The sequence below is a fragment of the Variovorax endophyticus genome, from assembly GCF_025376855.1.
Lineage (GTDB): Bacteria > Pseudomonadota > Gammaproteobacteria > Burkholderiales > Burkholderiaceae_C > Variovorax.
This window is the reverse complement of the sequence record NZ_JAHUTH010000032.1, coordinates 52,391-72,130: the sequence shown is the minus strand read 5'-3', so window position 1 is coordinate 72,130 and position 19,740 is coordinate 52,391. Positions and strand designations below refer to the sequence as shown.

Sequence of the window (19,740 nt, the reverse complement as noted above, 5' to 3'; positions counted from 1 at the left end):
CGCCCATTCGCGGCCCTCGCGCTACTTGGGCCGGATCGCGTCGGCCGTGCCCTGGATGAAGGCCTTGATGCTCTCGATGTCGTCGGCCGACAGCTTGCCCGTGAAGTCGGGCATGCCGCGCGCCATCGCCGGGCCCTTGAGCACGAACTTGTCGAGGTTCTCGATGTAGGCGGAATCGAGGTAGCCGAGGTTCGGGATGTTGCCGCCGCGGTCCACGCCGGGCACGCCGTGGCAGAAGACGCAGTTGCTGACGTAGAGCATGGTGCCGGCCTGGACCTTGGCCGGGTCGTACTTCACGCCCTGCACCAGCTTGCTCATGCGGTACTGCACGAAGTCCGGCATCTTGGCCGTGCCGCCGACCGCGAAGGTGTAGACGGTGCCCGGGCCCTGGCGCTCGGTGGCGCGCTGCGCGAGGCCGTACACGCCGCCCCAGCCCACGGCCACCGACACGTACTGCTTGCCGTCGACCATGTAGGTGGCGGGCGCGGCGACCACGCCGGTGCCGGTGGGCGTCTCCCAGAGCTTGTCGCCGTTGCGCGCGTCGTAGGCCACGAGCCGGCCGTCGGCCGTGCCCTGGAACACCAGGTTGCCCGCGGTGGTGAGCGTGCCGCCGTTCCACGGCGACACATAGTCCACGCCCCAGGCTTCCTTCTGCTTCACCGGATCCCAGGCCACGAGGCGACCGAAGGGCTTGCTCGTGGGCGGCTCGACGTTGGCGAACTTGCCGGTATTCCAGCCCAGCGCGGCATGCGGGCGGCCCGGCGCGTTCTGGTCGAACTTCCAGTCCTTGTCGTCCATCAGGTTCAGCGGCACGTGCTGCGCGGGCAGGTAGGCCAGGCCGGTCTGCGGATTGAAGGACATCGGGTGCCAGTTGTGCGCGCCGAAGGGGCCGGGGATGCTGTCGCCGGGCTTCTCGTTCTGGCGCGCGGCGGCGATCTCGATCGGCCGGCCGTTCTTGTCGTAGCCCGTGGCCCAGTTCACTTCGACGAAGTTCTTCGCCGAGATGAACTTGCCGTTGGTGCGGTCGATGACGAAGAAGAAGCCGTTCTTCGGCGCATGCAGCACCACCTTGCGCTGCTTGCCGTCGACCTTGATGTTGGCCAGGATCATCGGCTGCGTGGAGGTGTAGTCCCAGTTGTCGCCGGGCGTCTCCTGGTAGTGCCAGACGTACTTGCCGGTGTCGGGGTTGAGCGCGACCACCGAGCCCAGGTAGAGGTTGTCGCCGCCCTTGGGGCTGCGTGCCTTGTGGGCCCAGGGCGAGCCGTTGCCGGTGCCGATGTACATCAGGTTGAGCTCGGGATCGAAGGCCATCGAGTCCCACACGGTGCCGCCGCCGCCGGCCTCCCAGTACTTGCCGTCGGGGTCCCAGGTCTTGGCGGCGCGCGCCATGGCCTCGTCCTCGAAGGGCTTGGCCGAGTCGCCGGGCACGGTGAACCAGCGCCACTTCTGTTCGCCCGTGGCCGCGTCGTAGGCCGTGATGTAGCCGCGCACGCCGTACTCGGCGCCGCCGTTGCCGATGATCACCTTGCCCTTGAAGACGCGCGGCGCGCCGGTGATGGTGTAGCTGCCCTTCTGGCCCTCGATGGTGTTCTTCTCCCAGAGCTTGCGGCCGGTGGCGGCATCGAGCGCGATCAGGCGCCCGTCGAACGCGCCCACGTAGACCTTGCCCTGGTACAACGCAACGCCTCGGTTCACCACGTCGCAGCAGCCCTTGAAGCCTTTGGACCTATCGACCTCGGGATCGAAGGTCCACAGCTTCTGGCCGGTGCGCGTGTCGATCGCATGCACCACGCTCCACGAGGCCGTGACGTACATGATGCCGTCGACCACCAGCGGCGTGGCCTCGACGCCGCGCGTGGACTCGAGGTTGTACGACCAGACCAGGCCGAGCTGCTTCACGTTGCCGGCGTTCACCTGGTCGAGCTTGCTGAAGCGGGTCTCGGCGTAGTCCAGCCCGATGCTGGGCCAGTCGGGCGTCTGCTTCTGCGCCGCGTTGGCGCGGATGAAGCCGCCGTCGACGCGCCGGGCGGCCGCCGCGGCACGGTCTTGGGCGGAGGGCCCGCTGCCCTGCGCCGAGGCGATCGATGCGAGCGCGAACAGCCATGCGGCGGCCAGCGCCGCCAGCGCGGAGGAATTCCTTCTTCGGGTCATCGTGGGTCTCCTTGTGCCCAGAGAATCGTCCGGGCGGCGCGCGCGTTCACCTTCGGGATTTCCCCGATCCGGTGCTGTTCCATTGCGGAACACATTCGATGCTGGTCCCGGTACCCCACGGAGGCGATGGCACATGACCCTCGACAGGCTGGGCACGGCGAACGCGCCGCGCCAACTCTTCGCCACCACGCCGGCACAGCGCGTGGCACTCGCGCGGCAGCAGTTCTTCGAGGAAGGCGTGCGGCCCTCGGGCCTCGTCGGCGAAGCGGTGCTGCAGTCGTGGATGCGCTGCTGCCGCACCCACAGCGACCGCCAGCGCATCGTGCCCTTCGATCCCGTCACGCCGAGCCGGCTGCATGCCACGCTGGCGCGCAACCGCGAGCTGCTCGAGGTGGCGCGCCAGGAGCTCGCGACCATGGAGCATTCGCTCGCGGGCACCGACTGCCGCGTGATCCTCACCGACCGCGACGGCGTGGTGGTGCACGTCACGCACGAGTCCGCGCCCGCGCACCAGCCGGTGCTGCGCAAGACCGCGCGCGTGGGCGTGAACATCTCCGAGCGCGTGGTGGGCACCACCGCGCCGGGCATCGTCGCGAGCACCGGGCTGGCCTGCACGGTCGACGGCGCCGAGCACTACTTCGACGTGCTGCGCGAGATGCAGTGCGCCGCGGCACCGATCCGCGGCATCGACGGCCGGCTCGCGGGCGTGCTCGACCTCACGGTGGAGGCGCAGCGCTTCGGCTTCGACGCCGCCTCGATGGTGGCGCTCTATGCGACCACGATCGAGAACCGCCTCTTGCAGGCGCAGTCGCGCGAGCAGCTGATCCTGCGCTTCCAGGCCAGCCCCACGCTGCTGGGCACGCCGCTCGAGGGCCTCGCGGGCATCGCGTCGGACGGCACCATCGCCTGGCTCAACGGCGCGGGGGCGCGGCTCATCGGCCACCTGCCCGAGCAGCCCGATGCGCGCGGCGTCGAATGCCTGCTGGGCCTCGACCTCGCGAGCCTGCTGCGGCTGGGCCGGCGCGAGTCGGCGCAGCCGCTGCGGCTGGCCAGCGGGCTCGGCGTGTGGGTGCAGGCGCGGCTGCAAGGGGCCGATGGCGTCGACTTCGGACACGCGGTGGCGCTGGCGCAGCGCGTCGAGGCACCGGCGCCGGCACAGGAGCCGCCGCAGCAGATGCAGCAGGAGGACACGCCGGAGCAGCAGTCCGCCGATGCGCCGGCCGCGCCACAGGCCGGCACGCTGCGCGAGCACAGCCGCAAGCTGATCGAGGAGACGCTGGCCGCGCACGGCGGCAACGTGTCGCAGGCGGCGCGGCAATTGCGCGTGTCGCGCGGCACGCTGTACCGGCGGCTGCGCGGCTGGGAACAGGGGAGCGACGAGCCCGGCGACGCCTAGCTCACTCGCCCTCGCGGCCCGAGCCCGCCTCCACCGGCTGCGATTCGAGCAGCACGCAGATCGCGCGCACCTGCTGCTCGATGATCTTCGCCACCTCGGCGCGGCGCGCCGGCCCCATGCGGCTGGAGATCGCGGCCACGCTCACGGCCGCGATCGGGTTGTCGGGCGGAAAGGCGACGCCGATGGCGGCCGCGCCCGGCGTGGCCGCGCTGTCGAGGAAGGAATGGCCCTGAGCGCGCGTCTGCGCGATGGCCTCGCGCAGGAAGCCCGGCGCGAAGGCGGCGCCGAACTTCGCATAGCGCGCCTCGTTGGCGGCCACGATCAGTTCGGCTTCGGCCTCCGGCAGCGCGCTGAGGATCGCGAGGCCGCCCGCGCCCACGCCCATGGGCCGGCGGATGCCGACGTCGAGCGTCAGCGCCTTGATCGGATAGGCACCGAGCGCGCGGCTGGTGCAGATCGATTCGGGGCCGCGCCGCTCGCTGAGGTAGACCGTGTCCTGCGTGAGTTCGGCGACGGTGCGCAGCGCCGGCTCGCACAACTCGCTCAGGTGGTAGCGCGGCTGGGCCAGCATGCCGAGCTCGTGCAGCAGCGGGCCCAGGTGGTACTTGCGCGTGAGCAGGTCGCGCACCAGCAGGCCCTCGACCTCGAGCCGCTGCAGCATGCGAAAGCAGGTCGACATCGGCAGGCCGCTGAGGCTCACGACATCGGCGATGCGCATGCCGCGCCGCCCGCGCGAGGCCACCACGCGCAGCATGCCCACCACGCGCTCGATGCTCTGCGTGCCCGAACGCGCGGCGGCGGCCGGCGGCGGGGCGGTCTTGGCGGTGGTGCGGCGTTTAGTTTCCACGATGCGGCAGTAATTCGGGTTGCTCCCCAATGGGGAAGAATTTCCCTCGACTGTAATCGGTGGATCGAAACCCAAGGACTGCCACATCGTGGAAGTCGAAAGCCGAACAAGATGCCCCAGACGATGACCGAGAAGATCCTGGCCCGCGCCGCCGGCCGGCCGCGCGTGGCGCCGGGCGAGGAGATCACGGCGCGGCCCGATTTCGTGATCGCCTACGACTTCCCGGGCTACACCGACGTGTTCTTCAAGGAGACGCGCGAGGACTTCGGCATCGAGAAGGTCGCGAGCCCCGAGCGCTTCGTGCTGTTCATCGACCACATGGTGCCGGCCACCGCGCCGAAGGAAGAGGAGCTGCACAAGATCACCCGCGCCTGGGGCAAGGAACAGGGCGTGCCGGTGCACGAGCGCGAGGGCATCGGCCACCAGGTCGCGGCCGAGCTCGGCTATGCCACGCCGGGCGCCTTCGCCGTGCACTTCGACGGCCACGTGAGCCAGCTCGGCGCCTTCGGCACCTTCGCCTTCGGCGCGCGCAAGGGCGTGCTCGAGTCCTTCGTGACCGAGACGCTGACCCTGACCGTGCCCGCGACGGTCAAGGTCGAACTCACGGGCACGCTGCAACCCGGCGTGATGGCGCGCGACGTGTTCCATCACATGGTGCGCGTGATGGGCCCGGCCTCCTGCCGCTTCAAGGTGGTGGAGCTCTGCGGCCCCGTCATCGACGCCATGAGCATCGAGGGCCGCCAGACCCTCTGCGGCCAGGCCATGTTCCTGGGCGCGACCACGATGCTGATCGCGCCCGATGCGAAGACCCTGGCCTACGTGCAGGGCCGCTCGAAGATCGCGCTCGACCCGGTCTACCCCGATGCCGATGCGGCCTACGAGCGCGTGGTGACGATCGACGTCTCGGCGCTCGAGCCCATCGTCGTGATCCCGCCGAGCCCCGCCAACACGCGCGACCTCCAGGACTACACCGGCATCGAGGTGCACACCGGCTACCTGGGCTCGTGCGCCAGCGGCCGGCTCGAAGACCTGCGCATCGCGGCCGAGGTGCTGCGCGGGCGCCGCATCCAGCCGGGCTTCCAGCTGCACGTGGTGCCGACCTCCAAGGCGATCATGGCGGCGGCCGCGCGCGAGGGGCTGATCGAGGTGCTGGTCGAGGCCGGCGCCTTCATCAGCTCGCCGAGCTGCGACTACTGCTTCGGCCGCATCGCCACCATGAGCGACGGCCAGCGCGCCGTGTCCACCGGCACGCTCAACACGCCGGGCCGCATGGGCAGCGTGGATTCGGAGATCTACATCTGCAACGCGGCCGTGGTCGCCGCCTCGGCGCTCGAGGGCCGCATCGCCGATCCGCGGCCCTACCTGGCGGCGGCGCGCGAGGGAGTTTCCGCATGAGCCTCGAGAACCTGCGCGGCCGCGCGGCCTGGGTCTTCGAGGAAGACGACTACGACATCGACCTGATCGTCGGCGTGCGCAACATCAAGATCACCGACGTGAAGGAACTGGCCGCGCTGGCCATGGCCGACTACATGCCCGGCTTCGCGGCCGGCGTGCACAAGGGCGACCTGCTGGTCGGCGGCCACAACTTCGGCTACGGCCATCCGCACTACCCGGCCATGCGCGCCATGCGGCACCTGGGCATCGCCGCTGTGATCGCCGAATCCTTCTCGCCGGGCTTCTTCCGCGGCGAGACCAGCATGGGCTTTCCGCTCGTGAGCTGCCCGGGCATCCGCGCGGCCACGGCGCGCGGCGACGAGCTCACGGTCGACTGGGACACCAACGAAGTGAGGAACCTGCGCTCGGGCCAGACGTTGATGCTGCAGCCCTTCTCCGAATCCGAGCGCGGCATGCTCGACGCGGGCGGACTCATTCCCTACCTGAAGCGCCGCGTGGTCCCCGCGAGCTGAGCCCTTCTTCTTTTCCCTTGCAGCGAGTTCATGGCGCAGCGCCCATGTCGGGTCGCCACGCCCTTTTTCTGGAGACACACGATGACTTCATCCCGCCAGGCCCTGCGCCAGCGCATCACCCACGGCCCGACGCTCTGGTTCGGCGGCGCGCAGGACGCGCTGTCGGCCCTGCTGGTCGACCAGTCCGAGTTCGACGGCATCTTCAGCACCGGCTTCGGCGTTTCCGCCGCGCTGCTGGGCCAGCCCGACATGGAGCTCTACACGCTGAGCGAGAACGTCGCCACCGTGAACCGCATGGCGAACGTGGTGCGCAAGCCGATCTTCGTCGACGCCGACACGGGCTACGGCAGCGTGCTCAACGTGGGCCGGGCGGTGCGCGAGTTCGAGAAGGCCGGCGCCGCGGCGCTGCAGCTCGAGGACCAGTTGAGCCCCAAGCGCTGCCCGGCCGCGGCGGCGCCCTCCACGCTGGTGTCCATCGACGACGCGGTGGCGCGCATCAAGGCCGCGCTCGATGCGCGCCAGGACCCCGACCTGCTGATCGTCGCGCGCACCGATGCCCAGGACCCCGGCGAGGCGCTCGAGCGCGCCGCGCGCTATGCCGAGGCCGGCGCCGACCTGATCCAGCCGATCTCGCGCACCTTCGAGCGCTACGAGCAGCTGGTGCAGCTGCGCGAGGCCTGCGGCCGCCGGCTGTCGCTGATGCTGATGGCCGGCACCTGGATGACGGCGCTGACGCGCGAACAGATCGAGAGCGTGGCGGCCTTCGCGAGCTATCCGATCGCGGGCCTGCTGACCACCGTGCACACGGTGCAGGCCAACCTGCGCGAGCTCGCGCGCCGCCGCTCGGGCGATTTCGCCGACCTGCCCTTCGCCCAGACCTCGATGGCCGACTTCAAGCACATCATCGGCTGGCATGCACTCGAGGAGCGGCAGGCGCACTACGAGGTCCGCTGAGCCGGCCCCGTCCGTTTTCCCATCAGAAGAATCAGGAGCACACGTGCGTACCCTCACCCTCATCGGCCGTGTCCTCACGGCGGGATCCCTGGCGCTGGCCTTCGGCGGCGCCGCCCTGGCGCAGGACGCGGCCTATCCGACCAAGCCGATCCGCCTGGTCGTTCCCTATCCGCCGGGCGGCGCCACCGACGTGGCCGCGCGCATGCTGGGCCCGCGTCTGCAGGAGGAGCTGGGCCAGACCGTGCTGGTCGACAACCGGCCCGGCGCGGGCGGCAACATCGCCATGGTCAACGTGATGCAGAGCCCCGCCGACGGCCACACGCTGGCGGTGACGCTCACGGGCATGCTGTCGATCAACCCGGTCATCTACAAGAAGGCGGGCTTCCAGGCGTCGGACTTCGTGCCGGTCGCGCGCGTGTCGCTGGCGCCGCTCTTGCTGGTGGTGCCCGAGAAGTCGCCGTACAAGAACGTGCAGGAACTGCTGGCCGCGGGCAAGAAGGCCGGCAAGGGCGGCATGCCCTACGGCTCGGCCGGCGCGGGCGGGCTCTCGCACCTGGCGTCGGAAGCCTTCAACGCCAACGCCGACGGCAACTTCACGCACGTGCCCTACAAGGGCGGCGCGCCGCTGGTGCAGGCGCTGATGGCCAACGAGGTGAGCTGGGGCCTGCTGGGCACGGGCGACGTGCGCAGCTTCATCCAGTCGGGCAAGCTCAAGGCCATCGGCCAGCTGCGCAACGGCCGCTCCGAGCTGTGGCCCGAGGTGCCGACCCTGACCGAGCAGGGCGTGCCCGGCGGCGTGGACTTCGACGTCTGGTTCGGCGTGGTCGCGCCCGCGAAGACGCCGCCCGCGGTGGTCAAGCTGCTCGGCGAGAAGATCGCCAAGATCACGGCCGAGCCGGCCTTCCGCAAGCGGCTCAACGACCTCGGCGGCGTGGCGCCCGCGACCGGCAACACGCCCGAGGCCTTCGCCGAGGTGCTCAAGCGCGAGCTCGCGATCCTGCCGAAGGCGGCGCAGGACGCGGGCCTGCAGCTCGATTGAGTTCCTAGCGCTTGGGCAGCGCGTAAGCGATCACGTGGTCGCCGGTGCGCGTGCCCAGCGAGCCATGGCCGCCCGCGGCCACCACCACGTACTGGCGGCCGTCCGCGCCCTCGTAGGTCATGGGCGTGGCCTGGCCGCCCGCGGGCAGGCGGCTGCGCCAGATCTCGCGGCCGCTGTTCACGTCGTAGGCGCGCAGGTAGTAGTCGAGCGTGCCCGAGAGGAAGGCCACGCCGCCGCCCGTGAGGATCGGGCCGCCGAGGCTGGGCACGCCCATCGCGAAGGGCAGCGGCAGCGGCGAGCTGTCGCGCACGGTGCCGTTCTTGTGCTTCCAGAGGATCTGGCCGCTGCGCAGGTCGGCGGCCGCCACGTGGCCCCAGGGCGGCGCCTGGCACGGCAGGCCGAGCGCCGAGGTGAAGGGATGGAGCTTCACCGCGAAGGGCGCGCCGAAGTTCTCGTTGAGCGCGGGCAGGCTGCCATCGGGCGGCTTGCCGCCCTGCACGTAGAGCGTGCTGTCGTCGGCGCGCGGGATCAAGGTGGAGACGAAGGCCAGCGAGGCCGGCGTGGCGAACGCGATCTGGCGCTGCGGATCGACCGCGACGCCGCCCCAGTTGAAGACACCGAAGTTGCCCGGGTAGATCAGCGAGCCCTGCGTCGACGGCGGCGTGAAACGGCCCTCGTAACGCAGTCGGTGGAAGGCGATGCGGCAGGCCAGCTGGTCGAACACGGTGGCGCCCCACATGTCGGCCGGCCGCAGCGCGGGCGGGTCGAAGGACAGGCCCGACACCGGCTGCGTCGGCGCCGTGCGGTCGCCCTGCGCGGCGCCCTGCGGCGCGGCCTGCTCGCGCACCGGCACCACGGGCTGGCCGGTGCGGCGGTCGAGCACGAACAGCTCGCCCTGCTTGGTCGGCTGCACCAGCGCCGGCACGCGCACGCTGCCCACGCGCAGGTCGACCAGGCTGGGCTGCGCGGGCACGTCGTAGTCCCAGAGGTCGTGGTGCACGGTCTGGAAATGCCAGCGCACGCGGCCGGTCGCGAGGTCGAGCGCGACCACCGACGACGCATAGCGCTCGGCGCCCTCGGTGCGCTTGCCACCCCACTGGTCGGGCGGCTGGTTGCCCATGGGCACGTAGACCATGCCGAGCTTCTCGTCCACGCTCGAGATCGACCAGCTGTTGGGCGAGTTGACGGAATAGGTCCGGCCCGGGCCGATCGGCGCGGTGTCCTCGGGCCGGCCCGAATCCCAGTTCCACACCAGCGCGCCGGTCTCGATGTCGAAGGCGCGGATCACGCCCGAGGTCTCCTGCGTCGAGACGTTGTCGAGCACGGTGCCGCCCACCACGATCAGCGAGCGCGTGACCACCACCGGCGAGGTCGCGTAGTACGAGCCCGGCTTCACGTTGGGCATGTTCTTCCACAGGTCGATCTGGCCGCTGCCGCCGCCGAAGCGCAGGCAGGGCTTGCCGCTCTCGGGGTCGAGCGCGAGCACGCGGCCGTCGGCCGTGGGCATGAACAGCTTGGCGGCGCAGGCGCCATCGGCCGAGAGGTTGGGCGACGGGGCCGCGGCCGGCGGCGGCTGGTACGAGAGGCCGCGGCAGGTGAGATGCTGCAGCGCGAGCGAGGGCGCGATCTTCGGCGTGTGGCGCCACAGCTCCTGTCCCGTGGTGGCATTCAGCGCCACCACCGACTGGTGCGGCGTGCAGAGGAACAGCCGCTCGCCGACCTTCAGCGGCGTGACCTCGAAGGTGGTCTCCTCGGGATCGCCGGGCTGGCCGCGCACGTCGCCGGTGCGGTAGTGCCAGGCCTCCTCGAGCTGCGACACGTTCACTGGCGTGATCTGGCCCAGCGTCGAATAGCGCTGGCCCATGGCGGTGCCGCCGTAGGCGGTCCAGTCGGCGCCGGCGGGGGGCAGCGCCTCGCTGGTGAAGGGCGGATCGGCCTGCGGCGCGATGCCATCGAGACGCTCGTCGCCGCGCACCCACGACAGCACGGCCGCCACCGCGAAGGCCGCGAGCACCAGGCTCAGCGCCCGGCGCGAGGCCACGATGCCGGCACCGTCGCGCCGCGCGAGCGCACGCGCGACCCAGGGCGTGAGCAGCAGCAGGCCGAGCAGGAAGAACAGGTCGCCGCGCGCGGCCATCGGCCACCATGCGAGCCCCACCTCCCACAGCGCCCAGGCCAGCGTGGCCGCGACCACCAGCGCATAGACCATCAGGCCGCGCCCGCCGCCGCGCGGCAGCAGCGCCGCGGTGGCGACGAGCCCCAGGCCCGCGAGCAGGTAGTACCAGGAGCCGCCGAGCGCGATCAGCCAGCCGCCCGCGACGACGAGCCCCAGGCCGGCCAGTCCGATCAGCAGCGCGAGGACGAGGAGCAGCGCGCTGGCGCGGGGACGGGTGGACGAGGGCATGGCGGGGACTCCGGAACGGCGGGCAAGTCCTCACCGTAGTCCCGCGCGCGCCATGCCGGCGTAGGCGGTTCGCGCATGTGCCTCCCGGCGCGGCGCGGCAGATGGCGCGCGCGGGGACCAAGGTATGCAGCGCGCGGGCGCGGCGTGGACGAAGGTACTCGCGAGTCCCGGCAGCTCAGGCCCGCGCGCCCAGCGCCGCCCGCGCCCGCCGCGCCCGCGCATCGGGCTGCAGCGGCCGCAGGTACTCGTGCAGCGCGAGCGCGGCCGCGCCCACCGCGGGCGCGAGCGCGTCGTAGCGCGCGGTGCGCAGCTCGGGCGCGGGCATGCCGGCGCCGTCGGCATGGTGCTTGACGCTCGCGAAGGCGGCCTGCGCGAAGCCGCGGTGCTCGGCGCAGGACTTGCCGCCGAGCACGATGGCGCGCGGATTGAAGGTGACCCAGAGGTTCTGCAGCAGCACGCCGAACAGCGCGGCGGCGCGCGGCATGTCCACGCCCTCGCGCGCCAGCACGCGGGCGCCGAAGAAGGCCTCGGCGCAGCCGCGCCGGCCGCACGAGCATGGCGGGCCGTCGAGCTCGAGGATGGTGTGGCCGATCTCGCCGGCCATGCCCTGGGCGCCGGTGAACAGGCGGTCGTTGAGCACCACGCCCGCGCCCACGCCCACGTCGCAGTTGACGAAGATCAGCGGGTCCTCGCCCTCGCCCGCGGCGAACTCGTACTCGCCGAGCGCGGCGGCGTCGGCATCGTTCTGCAGCTGCACCGTCACGCCCGTGAGGCCGGCCGCGGCCAGCGCGTCCTCGAGCATCGGCAGCAGGCGCACGTTGCGCCAGCCGAGGTTGGGCGCGAAGCGGACCTCGCCGGTGCAGTCGTCGACCGCGCCCGGCACGCACACGCCGATGCTCGACAGCCGCAGCCCGCGCTCGGCCAGCCGGCGGTGCGCGGCCGCGGCCATGCGCGCGACCTGCGCGCAGGTGCCGGCCGGCGCGCTGTCGGCCAGCGCCTGCTCGTCGGAATGCAGCACCTCGCCCTGCAGCGAGACGCAGGCCAGCCGCGCCGTGTCGACCGCGATCTCGATGCCCATGAGCGCGCGCACGCCGACATTGATCCGCAGCGGGGTCGAGGGCCGCCCGAGCCCGTCGGCCACCGCGGCGCCCGATTCGCTGAGCCAGCCTTCGTCGAGCAGCTCGCGCACCAGCAGGCTCACGGTCGACTTGGTGAGGCCGCTCTCGCTCGCGAGCCGCGCGCGCGACAGCCCCGGCCGCGCGCGCAGGAGCCGCAGCAGCACGCTGCGGTTCATGCGCTTGAGCAGTTGCTGGTCGCCGATGGTCTTCATGCGCGGGGCCGGGTGGGAAAGCCTCAGGCCGCGGCCACCGCCGTCGCCGCGTGCGGCGCCTGCTCGCGGCCCTCGGGCCGCTTGCCCGCGATGATCATGCCGAGCACCTCGTCCTCGGTGACATCGGCGGTGCGGTAGGTACCGACCAGCTTGCCGTTCTTCATCACCGCGAGCCGGTCGCTCAGCGAGAACACGTCGGGCATGTCGTGGGTGATCAGGAAGATGCCCACGCCGTCGTCCTTGAGCTGCTTCACGAGCCGGCCGACCATCGCGGTCTCCTCGGGGCCGAGCGCGGCGCAGGGCTCGTCCATGATCAGGATGCGCGCGTTGAAGTACAGCGCGCGCGAGATCGCCACCACCTGGCGCTGGCCGCCCGAGAGGCGGCGCACCGGGATGCGGATGTTGGTGAAGTTCTTGTTCAGGCGCTGGAACACCTTGCGCGCCTGCACTTCCATGAAGTGGTCGTCGAGCGTGTTCCAGGCCGTCATCTTCTCGCGGCCCAGGAACAGGTTGGCCACCGAATCGAGGTTGTCGGCCAGCGCCAGCGTCTGGTAGATGGTCTCGATGCCCTGCGCCTGCGCCTCGGCCGGGGTGCGGATGTTGACCCTGTCGCCCGCGATGCGCACCTCGCCCGAGTCGATCGGGTAGGCGCCCGCGAGCATCTTCATCAGCGTGGACTTGCCGGCGCCGTTGTGGCCCAGCAGCGCCACCACTTCGCCGGGATAGAGGTTGACGCTCACGCCGTCGACCGCCTTCACGCCGCCGAAGGCCTTGCGGATCTCGTGCAGCTCGACCAGCGGCCGGGTCTTGTCGATGTCGGCCATCTTCAGTTCTCCCCGAACTTGCGGCGATAGAGCACGTCGAACACCACGGCCACGATCAGCACCTGGCCGATGATCACCATGCGCTTGCCGATGGGCACGTCGAGCAGCAGCATGCCGCTGTCGAGCGACTGCATGATCAGCGCGCCCAGCACCGAGCCGAAGATCGAGCCGCTGCCGCCGGCCAGCGCGGTGCCGCCGATGACGGCCGCGGCGATCACGTAGAGCTCCATGCCGGTGCCCAGCGAGTTGGTGCCGGCGTTCAGCCGCGCGATCGAGACGATGGCCGCGATGGTCACCAGCACCGCGAGCAGCGCGAACAGCATCAGCGTGACGCGCTTGACCGGAATGCCCACCAGCGCCGCCGCATCGGGGTTGCCGCCCATCGCGAAGACGTAGCGGCCGAAGCGCGTGCGGTGCACGATGAACGACAGCACGATCGCCACCACGGCCCAGATCAGCACCGGGATCGGGATGCCCTGCGGCGCGTCCTTCGAGTCGATCTTGTAGTGGTTCATCACGGCCGCGAAAAGCAGCACCACGGCCGCCGGCACCGCGGTCAGCAGCAGCTCGATCCACAGCGGCTCGTTGGGCATCTCGTGGCGCGTGCGCGCGCGGCGCTTCTGCACCATGCGCGCGAACAGCACCACCGCCACCAGCCCCGCGATCGCCCAGCTGGCCGTGACGCCGATGCCGCCGTCGTAGCCGCCGCCCAGGCGCTGGAAGAACTCGTCGTTGACCGGCTGGGTCTTGCCGTCGGCCACAAGAAAGGCCGCGCCGCGGAACGACATCAGGCCGCCGAGCGTGACCACGAACGAAGGCACGCCGAGTACCGCCGTGAGCCAGCCTTGATAGATGGCCACCAGCAGCGCCACCGCGAGCCCCGCGAGGCAGGCCGTGGGCCAGGACCAGCCCGAGGTGTACTGCAGGTAGGCGATCAGCACGCCCACGAAGCCCATCACCGAGCCCACCGACAGGTCGATGTGGCGCGCCACGATGATCAGCACCATCACGGTCGAGACGATGCCGACCACGGCCGTCTGCTGGGCCACGTTGTAGAGGTTCTCGGGCGTGAGGAACACGCCGCCGGACATCAGGTTGAAGCCGATCGCCAGCGCCACCAGCAGCACGCACATCAGCACGAGCCGCAGGTCGACGCCGCTGCGCCGCCACCAGCCGGGGGTTGGATTGCTCATGGGAGGACTCCCTCGGAAAGAAGGGGATGGGCGGCCGCGCGCGGGGCCGGCCCGTGGAAGGAGGAGGCGCAGCGCAGCGCGCTGCGCCCCGGTCTGCCGTTTACTTGCAGGCAACCGGCGCGTTCGCGCCCGAGACGCCCTTGCAGAGCTCGTCCTTCTTGATCCAGCCGGCCTTGACGACCACGTCGAGGTTGTCGCGCGTGACCGGCACCGGCGTCAGCAGGCGCGAGGACAGCGAGACCTTCTTCGGGCCCGAGTTCCAGGTGCCGGCCTTCTCCACCGGCTTGCCCTGCGCCAGCGCCAGCGCGGCGCTCGCGGCCTCGCGGCCGAGCTCGCGCGAGTCCTTGAAGATGGTGGCGGTCTGCGTGCCCAGCGCGATGCGGTTGAGCGCCGCGAAGTCGGCGTCCTGGCCCGACACCGGCACGCCGCGCAGGCCCTTGGCCGTGAGCGCGGCCACCGCGCCGCCGGCCGTGCCGTCGTTGGCGGCCACCACGGCATCGACCTTGTTGCCGTTCTTGGTGAGGATCTGCTCCATGTTCTTCTGCGCCACCTCGGGCTTCCAGCCCTCGGTGTACTCGTCGCCGACGATCTTGATGTCGCCCTTCTTGATCGACTCGGCCAGCACCTCCTGCTGGCCCGCGCGCAGGAAGTCGGCGTTCGGGTCGGCCGGCGAGCCCTTGATGATCACGTAGTTGCCCTTGGGCTTGACCTTGAGCACCTCGCGCGCCTCCATGCGGCCGACCTCGACGTTGTCGAAGGTGATGTAGAACACGCCGGGCGCCTCGATCAGGCGGTCGTAGGCCACCACGGGCACCTTCTGGCGCGTGGCCTTGGTCACTGCGGGCAGGATCGCGTCCTTGTCCATCGCCAGCACGATCAGCGCCTTCGCGCCCTTGGCCATCAGGCCCTCGATGTCGCCGAGCTGTTTCTCGGGCGAGCCGCCCGCATCGGCACTGATGTACTTGGCGCCCTGCTTCTCGAGCTGGGCCTTGATCGCGGCCTCGTCGGTCTTCCAGCGTTCCTCCTGGAAGTTGGACCAGCTCACGCCGACCACGGTCTGGGCCATGGCGCCCACGGCCGTCAGACCGAAGGCCATCGCGGCCAGGGTGTGTTTCAGTTGCATCGATGTCTCTCCAGTGTTGAGTCGCCCGGTGCAGGCGGCCTGTGCTTCGGGATCGGCGCGCGAAGGCCGGGACCCGCCCCATGCCACGCCTGTTGTTCGCCACGAACCCGATTGAGAACCTTGGCGCTACTTAGTTTGGCTGGCGAACTAACTATCCCATCGCAAGCGCGGCGGGGGCATCGGGGAATTCCCCGAGCGGGCTGCAAGGACCGGAAAGAAGAGGCGTGCGCTCAGGGCGCGGGCGCGTTCGCCGGCGCCGCGGCGGGCCAGGCGACCTCGCTGGCCACGCGCGGCTTGCCCATCGGCGCGCCGGCCTTGCCGATGCGCACGGCCGCCATGTCGGCCTCGCTCGGGTACTGGTCGGCGAGCCAGTAGTCGAACACGCGGCGCGCGATCGGCGCGGCCGCGCCGGCGCCCCAGCCGGCGTTCTCGACGATCACGGCGAGCGCGATCTTGGGATCGTTGACCGGCGCGAAGGCCATGAACAGCGCATGGTCGCGCTGGTGCTCCTCGAGCGCGCGCGCGTTGTACTTGGTGTTCTGCGCCTGCGTCACGGCCTGCGCCGTGCCGGTCTTGCCGGCGGCCTGGTAGGCCGCGCCCGCGAACACGCTGCGCGCGGTGCCGCTGGTGACCACGCTGGTCAGGCCCTCGCGGATGACGGCGATGTTGGCCGCCGTGAGGCCCAGGTTCATGCCCGGCGGCTGCGGCAGCGGCACCACCTGGCCGCTGACGGTGTCGCGCGTGGCGAGCGCGAGGTGCGGCTTGTGCTTGATGCCGCCGTTGGCCACGATCGCGGTGGCCTGCGCGAGCTGCAGCATGGTGAAGTTGTTGTAGCCCTGGCCGATGCCCAGCGAGATGGTCTCGCCCGCGTACCACTTCTTCTGCTCGGGCCGCTTGTAGGTGTTGCGCTTCCACTCGGTGCTCGGCAGCACGCCGCGCACCTCGCCGCCGAGGTCGATGCCGGTGATCTGGCCGAAGCCCAGCGGCTTCATGAAGTCGTGGATCAGGTCCACGCCCATCTCGTTGGCCAGCGAGTAGTAGTAGATGTTGCTCGACAGCTGGATCGAACGACGCATGTCGACGCCGCCGAGGTTGCCCTCGGGGCTGCCGAAGCGGTGGCCGCCGAAGTTGAAGTAGCCGGGGTCGTTGACCACCACGCTGGCGCCGCGCTTGCCGGTCTGCAGCGCGGCCAGCGCCATGAAGGGCTTGTAGGTGGAGCCGGGCGGGTAGGTGCCGCGCAGGGCGCGGTTGAGCAGCGGCTTGTCGATCGACTCGGTCAGCGCCTGCCAGCTCTCGGTGTCGATGCCCTCGACGAACAGGTTGGGGTCGAAGGTGGGCTTGCTCACGAAGGCCAGCACCTCGCCGGTCTTGGGATCGATCGCCACCAGCGCGCCGCGCCGGTCGCCGTACATCTCCTCGACCAGCTTCTGCAGCTTGATGTCGATCGACAGCATGACGGTGTTGCCCGGCGTGGCCGGGTGGCTCGCGAGCCGGCGCACCGCGCGGCCGCCGGCCGAGGTCTCCATCTGCTCGACGCCGGTCTGGCCGTGCAGCGTCTTCTCGTAGCTCTGCTCGATGCCGAGCTTGCCGATGTAGTCCGTGCCCTTGTAGTTGGCCTGCTCTTCCTCGTCCCAGTCCTCCATCGCGACCTTCTCGCGCTGGTTGATGCGGCCGATGTAGCCGAGCACGTGCGAGCCGAGCTCGCCCTGCGGATAGTTGCGGAACAGCCGCGCCTTGATCTCCACCCCCGGAAAGCGGTAGCGCTGGGCCGCGAAGCGCGCGACCTCCTCGTCGCTCAGGCGGGTGCGGATCGGGATCGAGTCGAAGCTGCGCGAGTCCTCGCGCAGGCGCTTGAAGCGGCGCCGGTCGCGCGGCGAGACCTCGACCACCTGCGTCAGGTCGTCGATGGTCTGCTCGACGTCGCCCACCTTCGAGGGCGTGATCTCGAGCGTGTAGGCCGAGTAGTTGGAGGCCAGCACGATGCCGTTGCGGTCGAGGATCAGCCCGCGGTTGGGCACCACCGGCACCACGGCCGTGCGGTTGCTCTCGGCCTGCTCGGCGAGGTCCTCGTGGCGCGCGACCTGCAGGTAGATCAGCCGCGACGACAGCAGCCCGAAGGCGAACAGCACCGTGAGGCCGATCACGATCACGCGGCGCTTGAAGCGCGCGAGGTCGGCGGCGACGTTGCGGATTTCGGTCATGGGCGGCGAACGGTCAATGGATGAGCTTAGGCTTCATGCGGTGCCGAGGCAACCGGCACGAAGTCCACCGTGGCGCCGAGCGCGCGCAGGCTGCGCAGGTCGGCTTCCAGATGAGTTTGGAAACCGCTGCGCAGTTCCAGCGGCGGCGCCTTGAGCAGCGCGAGCGCGCGCGCCGGCGCGACACCGAGCAGCCGCACCACGCATTGCGCGACCTCGACGCGGCGCGCGCCCGCGTCGCGCAGCACCAGCGTGCCGCGCGTCCAGTGCGCGGGGTCGACCGGCGCGGACGGCTCTTCATCGTCCGCGTCGGGCGCGTCCATGGCCTCGGCGAGGTTGGCGCGGATCTCGCGCCAGGGCGCGCCCCCGGTGCCGGGCTCGCGCTCGATGCGCGCGAGCATCGCGCCCGGGTCGTCGCCCAGCGCCGCCAGCGAGCGCAGCAGCGCGCCGAAGCGCTCGATCGACGCGGCCACGGGCGACGGCGTCCAGCGGCCGGCCGAGGCCGGCGCCCACCAGACCGGATAGCCCGCGTCGGCCTCGCGCAGGTCGATGAAGTAGGGGTCGCGAAAGTAGTTGGCCGCCACCGCGAGCCAGGCGGGATGCCACTGGCCCGGCGCCTCGCTGCTCAGGTCCTCGCCGGTGTTGCCGTTCGAGCGGTAGCCGACCTGGAAAGCGTCGATGCCGCCGGGCTCGGGATACCACTGCGGCAACCCGAGGTCGCCGACCACGACGGCGGCATCCACGAAGGCCCGCACGGACGGCGGCAGGGAAGGCCCGGCGACGGACATGGTCACAAGGGGCGGTTTTCGTCGGGCTCGGGCGTGCGGCGCTGCGGCGCCAGCAGCACGAAGGTGGCCAGCGGCCACAGCGCGGCCTCGACCGCCGGCGAGATCAGTACCGACCAGCCCGGGAACACCCCGCCGCCGATGATGCGCGTGACGATCTCGATCAGCTGCGACAGCGCGAACAGCGGCAGCACCTGCAGCGCCTGCGACAGCACCGGGTACCAGAGCAGGCGCCGGTGGATGGTGATCGCGAAGAAGCCCAGCGTGGTGTAGGACAGCGCATGCTGGCCGAGCATCGAGGCCTGGTGCACGTCCATCAGCAGGCCGAAGACGAAGGCGGCGCCGATGCCCACGCGCATCGGCTGGTGCACGCCCCAGAACACGATCGCCAGCGCGAGCAGGTCGGGCATCCAGGCGGCGCGGCCGATCGGGACCATGTTGATCAGCAGGGCCACCACGAGGCTGCCCCACATGAACACGGGGCTGACGGGCAGCAGAAGCTGCTGCTGGCCGGGTCGCTTGATCATCGCGCGGCCTCCGCGGGTTTCTTCGGTGCGGCGGCGCCGTTCTTCTCGGACGCCTTCTCCGCGCCCTTGACGGCCGCGCCGGCCTTGCCCTCGGCCTTCTTCGGGCGCGGCGCCGGCGCGGCCGCGGCCGGCGGCGGCGGTGCCGAGGGCGCGCCCGTGGGCTGCAGCACCAGCACGTAGCGCGCGGCCATCACGTGCGCGAGCGGCACACAGTAGATGCGCGCGAAGGCCGAGTCGGCGCGGCGCTCGATGCGCTCGATCTTCGCCACCGGCAATCCGGCGGGATAGATGCCGTCGACGCCGCTGGTGGACAGCAGGTCGCCCTCCTGCAGGTCGGCGTTGGCGGCCATGAAGCGCAGCTCGAGCCCGCCGCCATGCGCCGAGGCATCGCCGAAGGCCACGCTGCGCACGCCGGTGCGGGTGTTCTGCACGGGAATGGAGAGATCGCGGTCGATCACCAGCGTGACCTCGCTCGTGAAGGGCTGCACCGCCGTCACCTGGCCGAGCACGCCCTGCGCGTCGATCACCGGCGAACCCGGCGCCACGCCCTGGGCCAGGCCCTGGTCGATGACGATCTTGCGCGTGTAGGGGTCGGCCGCGTCGTACAGCACCTCGGCCGCGCGGCCCGGCGTCTGCTGCAGCTGGCGCAGCTCGAGCAGCGCGCGCAGCCGCGCGTTGTCCTGCGCCAGCGTGTCGGCCTGGCTTGCGCGCTCGGCCTGCAGCATCAGCGCCTTGCGCGCGTCGGCCTCGTTCTTCTGCGCGGTCTGCAGGTCCTCGAGATAGCCGCCGGCGCCCACCACGAACTGCACGGGCTTGAGCGCCACCCACTGCACCGGGTAGAGCACGGCCGCGATGGCCTGGCGCACCGGCTGCACGATGTGGAAGCGGGCGTCCGCCACCATCAGGAAAAGCGCGAGCGTGCTGAAGAAGATCAGCTTGCTCAGCGCCGATGGCCCCTGGTTGAACAGGGGTGGCGCGGTGCGGTCGAGCGTGCCCAGGGGCATGGGATCAGGTCGGGTGCTGCGGCATCAGATGACAAAAGGCCGGCCCGCGCAAGCGGGG

The 19,740-nt window shown here is 71.1% G+C and carries 16 protein-coding genes; 5 read left to right on the top strand and 11 right to left on the bottom strand.

The window, feature by feature from the left end:
• Window positions 1–21: 21 nt before the first annotated feature.
• Complete coding sequence (locus KV106_RS32250) at window positions 22–2,151, bottom strand: PQQ-dependent dehydrogenase, methanol/ethanol family (protein WP_261215398.1); 2,130 nt, start codon at window positions 2,149–2,151, stop codon at window positions 22–24.
• 133 nt (window positions 2,152–2,284) lie between these two features.
• On the opposite strand from KV106_RS32250, the gene KV106_RS32245 reads away from it, so the two are divergent.
• Window positions 2,285–3,547: a helix-turn-helix domain-containing protein gene (locus tag KV106_RS32245; RefSeq protein WP_261215396.1), complete on the top strand. Its 1,263-nt coding sequence runs from the start codon at window positions 2,285–2,287 to the stop codon at window positions 3,545–3,547.
• Window position 3,548: 1 nt separating this feature from the next.
• Here KV106_RS32245 and KV106_RS32240 read toward each other — a convergent pair whose 3' ends face one another.
• Window positions 3,549–4,394, bottom strand: a complete 846-nt coding sequence (locus KV106_RS32240; RefSeq protein ID WP_261215394.1) for an IclR family transcriptional regulator — start codon at window positions 4,392–4,394, stop codon at window positions 3,549–3,551.
• Window positions 4,395–4,517: 123 nt separating this feature from the next.
• On the opposite strand from KV106_RS32240, the gene KV106_RS32235 reads away from it, so the two are divergent.
• The 4 genes from KV106_RS32235 (at window position 4,518) to KV106_RS32220 (ending at window position 8,294) form a co-directional block, all read left to right on the top strand.
• Window positions 4,518–5,789: a 3-isopropylmalate dehydratase large subunit gene (locus KV106_RS32235; protein ID WP_261215392.1), complete on the top strand. Its 1,272-nt coding sequence runs from the start codon at window positions 4,518–4,520 to the stop codon at window positions 5,787–5,789.
• Window positions 5,786–6,301: a LeuD/DmdB family oxidoreductase small subunit gene (locus KV106_RS32230; RefSeq protein ID WP_261215390.1), complete on the top strand. Its 516-nt coding sequence runs from the start codon at window positions 5,786–5,788 to the stop codon at window positions 6,299–6,301. Before KV106_RS32235 ends, KV106_RS32230 begins: the two co-directional genes overlap by 4 nt.
• 81 nt (window positions 6,302–6,382) lie before the next feature.
• Window positions 6,383–7,255, top strand: coding sequence for an isocitrate lyase/PEP mutase family protein (locus KV106_RS32225; RefSeq protein ID WP_261215388.1), 873 nt, complete (start codon window positions 6,383–6,385; stop codon window positions 7,253–7,255).
• A 43-nt stretch (window positions 7,256–7,298) separates the two neighbouring features.
• Window positions 7,299–8,294 (top strand): Bug family tripartite tricarboxylate transporter substrate binding protein, encoded by a 996-nt coding sequence (locus tag KV106_RS32220; protein WP_057591251.1) that lies wholly within the window; start codon window positions 7,299–7,301, stop codon window positions 8,292–8,294.
• 4 nt (window positions 8,295–8,298) lie between these two features.
• Here KV106_RS32220 and KV106_RS32215 read toward each other — a convergent pair whose 3' ends face one another.
• The 9 genes from KV106_RS32215 to mreC form a co-directional block, all read right to left on the bottom strand.
• Window positions 8,299–10,698 (bottom strand): membrane-bound PQQ-dependent dehydrogenase, glucose/quinate/shikimate family, encoded by a 2,400-nt coding sequence (locus KV106_RS32215; protein ID WP_261215384.1) that lies wholly within the window; start codon window positions 10,696–10,698, stop codon window positions 8,299–8,301.
• 175 nt (window positions 10,699–10,873) lie between these two features.
• Window positions 10,874–12,028: an ROK family transcriptional regulator gene (locus KV106_RS32210; RefSeq protein WP_261215382.1), complete on the bottom strand. Its 1,155-nt coding sequence runs from the start codon at window positions 12,026–12,028 to the stop codon at window positions 10,874–10,876.
• A 23-nt stretch (window positions 12,029–12,051) separates the two neighbouring features.
• Complete coding sequence (locus tag KV106_RS32205; RefSeq protein ID WP_057591254.1) at window positions 12,052–12,852, bottom strand: ATP-binding cassette domain-containing protein; 801 nt, start codon at window positions 12,850–12,852, stop codon at window positions 12,052–12,054.
• A 2-nt stretch (window positions 12,853–12,854) separates the two neighbouring features.
• Entirely contained in the window at window positions 12,855–14,045 is a 1,191-nt protein-coding gene (locus KV106_RS32200) for a sugar ABC transporter permease (protein ID WP_057591255.1), read from the bottom strand.
• Between the two features lie 100 nt (window positions 14,046–14,145).
• Window positions 14,146–15,168, bottom strand: a complete 1,023-nt coding sequence (gene xylF / locus KV106_RS32195; protein ID WP_261215372.1) for a D-xylose ABC transporter substrate-binding protein — start codon at window positions 15,166–15,168, stop codon at window positions 14,146–14,148.
• 230 nt (window positions 15,169–15,398) lie between these two features.
• The gene (mrdA, locus tag KV106_RS32190; protein WP_261215370.1) at window positions 15,399–17,369 is read right to left on the bottom strand and encodes a penicillin-binding protein 2; all 1,971 of its coding nucleotides are present in this window, start codon (window positions 17,367–17,369) and stop codon (window positions 15,399–15,401) included.
• Window positions 17,370–17,395: 26 nt separating this feature from the next.
• Entirely contained in the window at window positions 17,396–18,160 is a 765-nt protein-coding gene (locus KV106_RS32185) for an SMI1/KNR4 family protein (RefSeq protein ID WP_261215360.1), read from the bottom strand.
• Entirely contained in the window at window positions 18,157–18,678 is a 522-nt protein-coding gene (gene mreD, locus KV106_RS32180; protein ID WP_057591259.1) for a rod shape-determining protein MreD, read from the bottom strand. Before mreD ends, KV106_RS32185 begins: the two co-directional genes overlap by 4 nt.
• The gene (gene mreC / locus KV106_RS32175; protein WP_057591260.1) at window positions 18,675–19,682 is read right to left on the bottom strand and encodes a rod shape-determining protein MreC; all 1,008 of its coding nucleotides are present in this window, start codon (window positions 19,680–19,682) and stop codon (window positions 18,675–18,677) included. Before mreC ends, mreD begins: the two co-directional genes overlap by 4 nt.
• Between the last annotated feature and the right edge of the window lie 58 nt (window positions 19,683–19,740).